The 12,299-nt window shown below is 60.5% G+C and carries 4 protein-coding genes and 1 tRNA gene; 3 read left to right on the forward strand and 2 right to left on the reverse strand.

Annotation, left to right across the window (positions count from 1 at the left end; translation table 11 throughout):
- The first annotated feature begins 768 nt into the window (after positions 1-768).
- Positions 769-10,608 (forward strand): VCBS domain-containing protein, encoded by a 9,840-nt coding sequence (locus tag KGB18_RS27400; protein ID WP_223570806.1) that lies wholly within the window; start codon positions 769-771, stop codon positions 10,606-10,608.
- Between the two features lie 81 nt (positions 10,609-10,689).
- Here KGB18_RS27400 and KGB18_RS27405 read toward each other — a convergent pair.
- Positions 10,690-10,766 (reverse strand) — tRNA-Arg (locus KGB18_RS27405).
- A 293-nt stretch (positions 10,767-11,059) separates the two neighbouring features.
- Here KGB18_RS27405 and KGB18_RS27410 point away from each other — a divergent pair.
- Together KGB18_RS27410 and KGB18_RS27415 are read left to right on the forward strand one after the other, a co-directional pair.
- Complete coding sequence (locus KGB18_RS27410; RefSeq protein WP_123721861.1) at positions 11,060-11,293, forward strand: hypothetical protein; 234 nt, start codon at positions 11,060-11,062, stop codon at positions 11,291-11,293.
- Positions 11,294-11,315: 22 nt separating this feature from the next.
- Positions 11,316-11,495 carry a PA3371 family protein gene (locus tag KGB18_RS27415; RefSeq protein ID WP_095630445.1) on the forward strand — a complete coding sequence of 60 codons (180 nt, stop codon included), beginning with the start codon at positions 11,316-11,318 and terminating at the stop codon, positions 11,493-11,495.
- Here the strand turns inward: KGB18_RS27415 and phnN are convergent.
- On the reverse strand, positions 11,470-12,042 hold the full coding sequence (gene phnN, locus KGB18_RS27420) for a phosphonate metabolism protein/1,5-bisphosphokinase (PRPP-forming) PhnN (protein ID WP_123721862.1): 573 nt from the start codon (positions 12,040-12,042) through the stop codon (positions 11,470-11,472). The two genes, KGB18_RS27415 and phnN, sit on opposite strands and share 26 nt — an antisense overlap.
- Positions 12,043-12,299 lie beyond the last annotated feature (257 nt).

Consider the following 12,299-nt stretch of genomic DNA (forward strand, 5'->3'; position numbering starts at 1 on the left):
ACTGGTCGGGTTATCGGCCAGTAGTCGCGTTCCCTTGAAGCGGCGGGAGTGCAATTGCGCATTTGGCTGTCATGACAGGCTCTCCATGTAAGTCGTCGGGTGGTTCGAGCATGAAAAAGCCCCGCCAGAAAGAACGCTCTGGCGGGGCTTTTTAACAGCAGAGTGCTGAAATCTGATGGTTTTCCAGGGCCGCACGACTCGACCAGCCCATGCCCCGCTTGGGTTTCAGCTCATTTGAGCTCCACCCGTGTTGAGTGCCCACGCCCTCTTCGCCAAAAACAAATCGACATAATATTGACACCATCACACCCGCCTGTCGGAATATTGGCACATCGTACTGTTAGCTGCGGTTAACACCTTTACAAAGCCTGACCCCACAACTAAACACACATCAAACTGATATCAGGAAAGGCCGTATCCCTGAGTCAGTGCTACCTCAAAACACGGCCTCATCCAGCCATCATTTCAGGAGTCCCTGCCACATGGGTGCTCTCAGTCTATTGCGTGCCATGTGCAGCGCGGCCCCAGCCTCGGGCTCACATTCGCCCGACCTGTCCTGCGACCCGCTCCTCAAGCGCGGCGAATTTTTCCATCCCCGCAATACCCTCGCGCCTCTGCCGGCAGCGCCTGGCCCGTCAGGCCGGCGATGTCCGGCGGCCGCCTCGCACCACTCTTGAACGACCTGAGCGGTGCAAGAACCGGACTTCGTCCTGTTAGCAGTCCCTAGCGATTCTAAAAATAAAAAAATGGCATTTTCGGGAGAAAGACATGACTACCACCACAACTACCAGCGGCGGCACCGTTACTTCGCTTTCCAACACTCCGCAGGCGCAGGACGACATTTTCACTACCGGTGTGATTGGCACGAGCACCGCGGCCATCACTGAAGACCTGCTGGGGGTCGTGTACCTGGACGTCATGTCCAATGACCTTGGCGGTAGCGCAAAGACACTTTGGTCACTCGATGACGCGACCAGTCTTTCTACTGCCACCAAGATTTATGCGCCGGCCGATCTCCTGATCCAGGACACGGGCAGAATTGAGGCGACGAGTACTGACACCAGTTTCAATGGGGCAAAGATCTGGATTACCTCGGACGGCAAGGTCGGCTACGACGCCGCAACGTTGTCGACTGCTTTCAAGGCACAACTCCAGTCGCTTGCCGCTGGAGCGTCCCTGACGGACAGCTTTACCTATGCGATTCGTCTCGGCAACGGCACGCTCAGCTGGGCCACTGCGCAGGTGCAGTTCGCTGGCATGAATGACAGTGTGACGATGACCATCGGCGTGCAGGCTGGCACGGTAACCGAAGATGCGACCACGACGCCGAGCCCGACCGACTCGCTGAGCACCTCGGGCACTATTGCCTTTAGCGATGTTGACCTGAGCGACACGCATACCGCCTCTTTCGTGGCTGCGGGAGGCAATGCCACCGCGCTGGGCAACTTCACCCTTGCATCAGTAACTGAAGCGGCCAACGCAGCCGACGGCACGGTTAACTGGACTTACGCCCTGGATAATGCGGCAGCCCAATCCCTGGCCCAGGGGCAGACTGTTACTGAAACCTATGTGGTCACCATCAGTGACGGGCACGGCTCATCGACCACGCAGAATGTGACTATCTCTATCACCGGCACCAACGACCAGGTGCAGATCACCAGCGGCGTGCAGGCTGGCGATGCCGGGGAAGACAGCGGCGACTACGCAGCCAGCGGCAACATCACCTTCACCGACGTCGACCTGATCGACATCCACAGCGTCAGCATCACGCCGGGCGCTTCCGGCTATCTGGGCAACTTCACTACCGATCCACTGAGCGACAGCACCGGCACGGGCAGCGGTTCGCTGGGCTGGAACTTTGCGGTGAACAACACCGCGTTGCAGTTCCTCGGCGAAGGCCAGATCGTCACGCAAACCTATAACGTGGCGATCGGCGACGGTGCAGTGCAGACCGTGACCATCACCATTACCGGCATCAACGATCAGGTGCAGATCACCAGCGGCGTGCAGGCTGGCGATGCCGGGGAAGACAGCGGCGACTACGCGGCCAGCGGCAGCATCACCTTCACCGACGTCGACCTGATCGATACCCACAGCGTCACTGTTACACCGGGCGCTTCCGGCTATCTGGGCAGCTTCACCACCAATCCACTGAGCGACAGCACCGGCACGGGCAGTGGTTCGCTGGGTTGGAACTTCGCGGTGAACAACACCGCATTGCAGTTCCTCGGCGAAGGCCAGAGCGTCACGCAAACCTATAACGTGGCGATCGGCGACGGCGCGGTGCAGACCGTGACCATTACGATTACCGGCGACAACGATCAGGTGCAGATCACCAGCGGCGTGCAGGCTGGCGATGCCGGGGAAGACAGCGGCGACTACGCGGCCAACGGCAACATCACTTTCACCGACGTCGACCTGATCGACACCCACAGCGTCACCGTCACACCGGGTGCTTCCGGCTATCTGGGCAACTTCACCACCAATCCACTGAGCGACAGCACCGGCACGGGCAGCGGTTCGCTGGGGTGGAACTTCGCGGTGAACAACACCGCGTTGCAGTTCCTCGGCGAAGGCCAGAGCGTCACGCAAACCTATAACGTGGCGATCGGCGACGGCGCGGTGCAGACCGTGACCATTACGATTACCGGCGACAACGATCAGGTGCAGATCACCAGCGGCGTGCAGGCCGGCGATGCCAAGGAAGACAGCGGCGACTACGCAGCCAGCGGCAACATCACCTTCACCGACGTCGACCTGATCGACACCCACAGCGTCACTGTCACGCCGGGCGCTTCCGGCTATCTGGGCAGCTTCACCACCAACCCACTGAGCGACAGCACCGGCACGGGCAGTGGTTCGCTGGGTTGGAACTTCGCGGTGAACAACACCGCCCTGCAGTTCCTCGGCGAAGGCCAGATCGTCACCCAAACCTATAACGTGGCGATCGGCGACGGCGCGGTGCAGACCGTGACCATCACGATTACCGGCACCAACGACCAGCCGACGCTGACGATTACCGACACCACCGGCGCGATGAACGAAGGCAACAGCACGGCCACCCTGAGCGACAGCGGTGCACTGAGCTTTACTGATCTGGACAGTACCGACACGGTGACCGTGTCGCAGACCGCCAACGGCGACATCGCCTGGAGCGGCGGCGTGCTCAATGCGACCGTGGCCTCGGCACTGGTGGCTGGTTTTTCGGTCGACCAGAACAGCTGGGACTACAGCAGCAATCAGAACCTCGACTTCCTCGGTGCGGGTGAAACCATCACCTTCTCGTACGCGGTGGTTGCTACCGACGATAGCGGCGCGGCTAATGCTGCCTCGGCGACGCAGACCGTCACCATCACTATCACCGGCACTAACGATGCGCCGGTACTCAGCTTCGCGACCGGCAACGATGCCGGCGCAGTACAGGAAGACACCACGCTCAGCGTGAGTGGCCAGTTCAGTTCGGCCGACATAGATCACGCTGCGACGGCCAGCTGGAGCATTGCCGGTACGAATACCGGCACCTACGGCTCGATAGCGGTGGACAGCACTGGCCAATGGACTTACACCCTGGCCAATGGCACCGATGGTGTCGCCAGTGCGGTGCAGTCGCTGAAGGTGGGCGAGAGTCATGATGAAGTGTTCAGCGTGCAGGTCAGCGATGGCCTCGGCGGCGTGGACACTCAGCTGGTGACCGTTACCGTCACCGGCAGCAACGACGCGCCCGTGCTCAGCTTCGTGACGGGCAATGATGCTGGCGCAGTGCAGGAAGACACCACGCTCAGCGTCAGTGGCCAGTTCAGTTCGGCCGATATCGATCACGCGGCCACAGCCAGCTGGAGCATTGCTGGTACGAATACCGGCATCTACGGCTCGATCGCGGTGGACAGCACCGGCCAATGGACTTACACCCTGGCCAACGGCACCGATGGCATTGCCAGTGCGGTGCAGTCGCTGAAGGTGGGCGAGAGTCATGATGAAGTGTTCAGCGTGCAGGTCAGCGATGGCCTGGGCGGCGTGGACACCCAGCTGGTGACCGTTACCATCACCGGCAGCAACGACGCGCCCGTGCTCAGCTTCGTGACGGGCAATGATGCTGGCGCAGTGCAGGAAGACACCACGCTCAGCGTCAGCGGCCAGTTCAGCTCGGCCGACATCGATCATGCTGCGACGACCACTTGGAGCATCGCCGGTACGAATACCGGCACTTACGGCTCGATCGCGGTGGACAGCACCGGCCAATGGACTTACACCCTGGCCAACGGCACCGATGGCATTGCCAGTGCGGTGCAGTCGCTGAAGGTGGGCGAGAGTCATGACGAAGTGTTCAGCGTGCAGGTCAGCGATGGCCTCGGCGGCGTGGACACTCAGCTGGTGACCGTCACCGTCACCGGCACTAACGATGCGCCGGTCCTCAGCTTCGCGACCGGCAACGATGCCGGCGCGGTGCAGGAAGACACCGCGCTCAGCGTGAGTGGCCAGTTCAGTTCCGTCGATATCGATCACGCTGCGACGGCCACCTGGAGCATTGCCGGTACGAATACCGGCACTTACGGCTCGATCGCGGTGGACAGCACTGGCCAATGGACTTACACCCTGGCCAACGGCACCGATGGCATTGCCAGTGCGGTGCAGTCGCTGAAGGTGGGCGAGAGTCATGACGAAGTGTTCAGCGTGCAGGTCAGCGATGGCCTCGGCGGCGTGGACACTCAGCTGGTGACCGTCACCGTCACCGGCACTAACGATGCGCCGGTCCTCAGCTTCGCGACCGGCAACGATGCCGGCGCGGTGCAGGAAGACACCGCGCTCAGCGTGAGTGGCCAGTTCAGTTCCGTCGATATCGATCACGCTGCGACGGCCACCTGGAGCATTGCCGGTACGAATACCGGCACTTACGGCTCGATCGCGGTGGACAGCACTGGCCAATGGACTTACACCCTGGCCAACGGCACCGATGGCATTGCCAGTGCGGTGCAGTCGCTGAAGGTGGGCGAGAGTCATGACGAAGTGTTCAGCGTGCAGGTCAGCGATGGCCTCGGCGGCGTGGACACTCAGCTGGTGACCGTTACCGTCAGTGGCACTAACGATGCGCCGGTCCTCAGCTTCGCGACAGGCAATGATGCTGGCGCAGTGCAGGAAGACACCGCGCTCAGCGTCAGCGGTCAGTTCAGTTCGGCCGATATCGATCACGCGGCCACAGCCAGCTGGAGCATTGCCGGTACGAATACCGGCATCTACGGCTCGATCGCGGTGGACAGCACCGGCCAATGGACTTACACCCTGGCCAATGGCTCCGACGGAATCGCCAGCGCAGTGCAGTCGCTGGGGGCTGGCGAGAGTCATGATGAAGTGTTCAGCGTGCAGGTCAGCGATGGCCTTGGCGGCGTAGACACCCAACTGGTGACCGTTACCGTTACCGGTACTAACGATGCGGCCGTGTTGTCCTCGGCCAACGTCACACTGACCGAAACCGATGCCCCGCTGACCACCACCGGTACGCTGACCATCAGCGACGTCGACAGCGCGGCGACCTTCGTCGCGCAGCCTGGCACCGCCGGCAATTACGGCCAGTTCTCCATCGGCACCAATGGTGCCTGGACCTATGTCGCCAATAACGCCCACAACGAGTTTGTCGCCGGCACCACCTACACCGACACCTTCGCGGTGAGCAGTGCCGACGGCACCGCCACCTCGGTGACCGTCAATATCCTCGGGACCAACGATGCCGCGGTGTTGTCCGCCGACATCGCCAACCTGACCGAAACCAATGCCCCGCTGACCACCAGCGGCAGCCTGACCATCAGCGATGTCGACAGCGCGGCGACCTTCGTCGCGCAGCCTGGCACCGCCGGCAATTACGGCCAGTTCTCCATCGGCACCAATGGTGCCTGGAGCTATGTCGCCGACTCCGCTCACAACGAGTTTGTCGCCGGCACCACCTACACCGACACCTTCGCGGTGAGCAGTGCCGACGGCACCCTTACCTCGGTCACCGTGCATATCCTCGGCACCAACGATGCCGCGGTGCTGTCCGCCGATAGCGTCAACCTGACCGAAACCAATGCCCCGCTGACCACCAACGGTACGCTGACCATCAGTGACGTCGACAGCGCGGCGACCTTCGTCGCGCAACCTGGTACCGCCGGCAATTACGGCCAGTTCTCCATCGGCACCAATGGTGCCTGGAGCTATGTCGCCGACTCCGCTCACAACGAGTTTGTCGCCGGCACCACCTACACCGACACCTTCGCGGTGAGCAGCGCCGACGGCACCCTCACCTCGGTCACCGTGCATATCCTCGGGACCAACGATGCCGCGGTGCTGTCCGCCGATAGCGTCAACCTGACCGAAACCAATGCCCCGCTGACCACCAACGGTACGCTGACCATCAGTGACGTCGACAGCGCGGCGACCTTCGTCGCGCAACCTGACACCGCCGGCAGTTATGGCCAGTTCTCCATCGGCACTAATGGTGCCTGGAGCTATGTCGCCGACTCCGCTCACAACGAGTTCGTCGCCGGCACCACCTACACTGACACCTTCGCGGTGAGCAGTGCCGACGGCACCATCACCTCGGTCACCGTCAATATCCTCGGGACCAACGATGCCGCGGTGTTGTCCGCCGACATCGCCAACCTGACCGAAACCAATGCCCCACTGACCACCACCGGCAGCCTGACCATCAGCGACGTCGACAGCGCGGCGACCTTCGTCGCGCAGCCTGGCACCGCCGGCAATTACGGCCAGTTCTCCATCGGCACCAATGGTGCCTGGACCTATGTCGCCAATAACGCCCACAACGAGTTCGCTGCAGGCACCACCTACACCGACACTTTCTCAGTGAGCAGCGCCGACGGCACCCTCACTTCAGTCACCGTCCACATCCTCGGGACCAACGACGCTGCCGTGCTGTCCTCGGCCAGCATCACGCTGACCGAAACCAATGCCCCGCTGACCACAGCTGGCACCCTCACCATCAGCGACGTCGACAGCCCGGAAACCTTCCAGGCCCAATCCGGTACCGCCGGCGCCAACGGAACCTTCGCCATCAATGCCGCAGGTAACTGGAGCTATACCGCCAACTCGGCCTTCGACGCGCTCAATGTCGGCGACAGCTTGACCGACACCTTCGCGGTACTCAGTGCCGACGGCACCGCGACCGCGGTGACGGTCACCATCAACGGCAGCAACGACGCCGCCGTGCTGTCCTCAGCCAGCGTCACGCTGACCGAAACCAATGCCCCGCTGACCACAGCTGGCACCCTCACCATCAGCGACGTCGACAGCCCGGAAACCTTCCAGGCCCAATCCGGTACCGCCGGCGCCAACGGAACCTTCGCCATCGATGCCGCAGGCAACTGGAGCCATACCGCCAACTCGGCCTTCGACTCACTTAATGTCGGCGACAGCCTGACCGACACCTTCACGGTACTTAGCGCCGACGGCACCGCGACCGCGGTGACGGTGACCATCAACGGCAGCAACGACTCCCCGACAATCACCTCGAACGGTGGTGGTGCGACGGCCTCGGTCAGCGTGGCGGAGAACACCACGGCAGTTACGACGGTGGTAGCAACCGACGTTGATCTTCCGGCACAAACCCTGAGCTACAGCATTGTCGGCGGAGCAGATGCCGCGAAGTTCTCGATCGTTTCAGGCACAGGCGCGCTGAGCTTCATCTCTGCGCCCAACTTTGAGTCCCCAACTGATTCGGGAACGAACAACGTCTATGACGTAATTGTGCGGGCATCGGACGGCACGCTGTTTGACGACCAGGCGATCGCGGTGACCGTGACGGGCGTCAACGACAACACCCCGACGATCACCTCCAACGGGGGCGGTGCGACCGCTTCGGTCAGCGTGACGGAGAACAGCACGGTGGTCACGACAGTGGCGGCGACCGATACCGATCTTCCGGCGCAAACGCTGAGCTATAGCATCGTCGGCGGAGCGGATGCCGCGAAGTTCTCGATCGTTTCAGGCACGGGCGCGCTGAGCTTTGTTTCTGCGCCCAACTTTGAGGCACCGACTGATTCAGGAACGAACAACGTCTATGACGTGATTGTGCGGGCATCGGACGGCACGCTGTTTGACGACCAGGCGCTCGCGGTGAGCGTGACGGGCGTCAATGACAACAGCCCGGTGATCACCTCCAACGGTGGTGGTGCGACGGCTTCGGTCAACGTGGCGGAGAACACCACAGCGGTCACGACAGTGACGGCGACAGACGCTGATCTGCCGGCGCAAACCCTGAGCTACTCGATCCTGAATACGGCCGGGACGGACTTCAGCAAGTTCTCGATCAGTTCGAGCGGGGTGCTGACGTTCAATTCGGCGCCGGATTACGAGAATGCCCAGGATGTCGGTGGTGCTGACGGTGACAATGCCTATGTTGTGGACGTTCTGGTGGCGGACGGCAATGGCGGAACCGACACCCAGACGATTACGGTGAATGTGCAGAACGTAGTTGAAACTCCAGTTGATAGCGTGGCGCCGACGGTGACCTCCATAACCGCGTTCCCAGTGTTAGGGAACACCGGTAGCGGCACAATAACCATCACGTTCAGTGAAGCTGTGAGTAACTTCGATATCAATGATTTCAGTGTCACCGCAGGCCGCGGAACCCTCAGCAACTTCTCCGGTAGCGGCAACACTTATACCGTGGATTTCACAAGAACCGGCAATGGATCTGTAAAAGCCAGCGTTGCAAACACCTACACGGACTTGGCTGGTAATACGGGCGTTGCGTTCAGCACCAGTGCAAACCTCCCGGCAGGTGTGGCTGGCGAACCCATCAATCTAGCCCTCAACATTCCGCTGGCCGAAATTAACGGCCCGATAATGGTGACGATCAGCGGTGTTCCCTCGGGATGGATATTCAATGCGGGAACCGACAACGGCGACGGCACCTGGACCGTGCAGACCAGCGATCCTGGCGCATTGACTGTGACAACCCCAAGCGACTTCGCGGGAGCGTTGGTGCTTGATGTCAACATGTACTGGAGCAATAGTGACGGCAGCGACGGCAGCGCCTATGTGTTCAACAACATCGAAGTCTATGCCCCCGGCGCGCCCATCTTCGCCTTGTCCGCTGACGACAACCTGACCGGCTCGACTGGTGCCGACACTTTCGTCTTCGCCCAGCCGATCGGCAACAACCAGATCTACAGTTTCGATATCACGGCGGACAAGATCGACTTGATCGGCTTCGCGGGCGTCAACGGCTTTGCTGATTTGAGTATCACTAACGACGCCAACGGCAATGCGCTGGTCAGCATCAGCTCCGGCCAGTCGGTCACCCTTAAAGGTATCGATGCAGCAGACTTGAGCGAAACGAACTTCCAGTTCGATGTGGACCCGGTCATGACCAATACCGGTACCCTCACCATTGCCGACGGCGCGATCATGCCGTTCGGTGGCAGCATTCATAACAGCGGCACCATTGAACTGGGCTCCACCGGCAGCGAGACCAATCTTGAGATTCTGTTCCGTGGCGCGACCTTGACCGGTGGCGGTCAGGTGCAGCTATCCGACAGCGCACAAAACGTGATTTTCGGCGGCAGCGCCGACACCGTCCTGACCAACGTCGACAACCGCATTTCCGGCGCCGGCCAGTTGGGCGCCGGGCAGATGGTGCTGGTCAATGCGGGGTTGATCCTGGCCAGTGGGCTGAACAGCCTGGTGCTCGACACCGGCACCCACACCATCACCAACAGCGGGGTGCTGGAGTCTACGGGTGAAGGCGGCATGACGGTGGCCAGTGCAGTCGACAACTCCGGTCACTTGTGGGCCAACGGCGGCGACATGCGCCTGCTGGCCGACGTGATGGGCAACGGCAGCGCCACCATCGACGGCGATGCGACACTGACCTTTTCTGGCGCGGCGCACGGGTCCGTCGCGTTCCACGGCGAAGGCGCGGGCACACTGGTGATCGCACAGGCCGAAGCTGCGGGCTCGCTGGTCGGCATCCTCGGTCTGGAGAGCGATGACATGCTGACCTTCAGCGATCTCGCCTTCGGCGCCAACACCCAGCTCACCTACAGCGCCAACGCCTCTGGTGCCGGCGGCCTGCTGACGGTGGACGACGGCGTGCATCGGGCCGAGGTGAACTTGCTGGGACACTACACAGTGGATGACTTCCAGGCCACCGACGGCGGCGAGGCCGGTACCCAAGTCAGTTACAGCGGCGAATCCAGCGGCACACTGGTGGGCAGCATGGCGGCGGACGTACTCAATGGCGGCGACGGCAATGACATCCTCGCGGGTCGTGGTGGGGAGGACACGCTCAGCGGTGGCGCGGGAGCCGATATGTTCGCCTATCTCAATGTGGCTGAAGGCGGAGATACCATCCTCGACTACAACTTCGCCGAAGGTGACGCGCTCGACCTCTCTGCACTGCTCAGCGCCAACTTCGTTAGCGGTGTCAGCCAAGCGTCCGACTTCGTCCAACTAGCGCAGTCCGGCAGTGACATCACCGTGAAGGTGGATGCCGATGGCGCAGCCAATGGTACGAACTTCGCCGATGTGGCAGTCCTTGCCAACACGGGCACGAGCGGTACCGATCTGGTGCGCACCTGGTTTGGGGAGGGTGACCATACGCTGACGGCGTGATGTTGGGCTGGAGTTGAATCCACCTGCAGACAGCCACAAAAAAGCCCCACCAGATCGTTCTGCGCGGGGCTTTCAAATATATGGTGTCCCAGGGCAGGTTCGAACTGCCAACCTTCCCCTTAGGAGGGGGATGCTCTATCCAATTGAGCTACTGAGACACAAGTCGCCCGCAAAGGAATGCGCAGCGATGGACGGCGTGCATGTTAACGGGCAGGCCCGCTTTTGTCATGTCGTCCGTAGGGCTTTTTAAGTGTAGGCAGACGCCTCACGGTAGCGTGGCTTTGTTTACCGTGCAAATTGCATCACCACAAAATGCCATCATTGCAAAATGCAATGCAGCCATTTGGCAAAAATATCTTAATTCATTGTTTTTAAAGGATTTAATAGCCGTTAAACTTTTGGCATGCAGGCTGCTTCGGCTGTTTCTCACAGAACACAGGAGGTCAGCCCTATGAACAGCGCTCTGTTAGTCGCAAACGCGGTCGCTTTGGCGGTTCTGGTGGGTTTTCATTTCTTCCCCGAAAACGATGTTGCGACGATTGCTCAACGCATCCCCCATTACCTGCAACTGCAAAAAACACCGCAGTTGGCAGTCATGAGCGATCAACGCGGTTTTGTCAGCCAAGAGGTGAGCCAGGAGACTATTCAGCTGCGCACACAGTCTTTTGAACGCTTGATATTTTGAATCACCCCATCAGGAGCACAGCATGTCCAAATCAGCCGCAGGATTTTTCATCCTCGCTTTACTGAGTGGCATCCTTCATCTGTCATTGGTCGAGGACACGGTCGTCACCCTGCCCCTGATTGCTTGCGGCGTGTTCGGTGCCCTGTTCGTGCTGGCGCTGATCGCCGGGCGCAAAATCAAATTCGATCCGGTGTTGCGCTGAGGCTCAGCAGCTTCAGAAGATTGGCAACAGTGCCAGCAAGGTCGCCGGAGTTATCGAGTCGGCGGATCTGCGTATCACCGATTGAATCGTCAGCCGTGAACAGCCCATTACGGCGCAGTCTTGCTTCAATTTCTGCCGGGCTTTCACGCCCCCGCCGCAGCAGACGCTCGCGCAGGGCTTCATCCTTGACCGTCAACAACACCGGCAATAGCGTGGGATAGCGCTGTTGCGCTTCTGCCAGGTGCCCGCGAGAACCGTTGATCAACACATCGCGACCGTCCGCGAGCCATTGGTCTATGCGCACAGGAATACCGTAACTCAGCCCATTGGCTTGCCACGACAATGCAAAATCCCCTTTGGCTCTGCGTCGCTCGAACTCTTCGCGGGAAACCTCGATGGCGTCTTCACCCACGGACTCCGCCGAGCGCGTGATAACGCGGCGCACGACTTCACAATTGCCTGCGCGCAACGGCTCGCGAGCTGCTTCGATGAGGCTGTCCTTGCCGGATCCCGAAGGCCCCATTAAATAAATCAGCCTGCCATCCATCCTTAAATCATCCCGCGCCACGTGCCCACACTAGTAAATCGGCCAATTGCCACTATCCTGTATAAGGTAAGGAACAAGGATCGAATCCGCATAGCATGCACCTTCAGGCGTCTTCGGGCATCACCTGTCGGGCAAGAGGACGCGGTTCAGCGATACGGACTCATGGATTATTTTCAAACCAGTCCGCATTTCTGATAATAGGTGCTGGCATTAAGCCTTTACCCAGATCAATATTTGTCACAGAATTGACGCCAATG

Origin of the sequence: Pseudomonas sp. BF-R-26, assembly GCF_019947395.1 — a bacterium.
Classification (GTDB): Bacteria; Pseudomonadota; Gammaproteobacteria; order Pseudomonadales; family Pseudomonadaceae; genus Aquipseudomonas; species Aquipseudomonas farris.

Coding starts and splice junctions, on each gene's coding strand:
- KGB18_RS27400 (WP_223570806.1), top strand. CDS start 769: ATGACTACCACCACAACTACCAGCGGCGGCACCGTTACTTCGCTTTCC.
- KGB18_RS27410 (WP_123721861.1), top strand. CDS start 11,060: ATGAACAGCGCTCTGTTAGTCGCAAACGCGGTCGCTTTGGCGGTTCTG.
- KGB18_RS27415 (WP_095630445.1), top strand. CDS start 11,316: ATGTCCAAATCAGCCGCAGGATTTTTCATCCTCGCTTTACTGAGTGGC.
- phnN (WP_123721862.1), bottom strand. CDS start 12,042: ATGGATGGCAGGCTGATTTATTTAATGGGGCCTTCGGGATCCGGCAAG.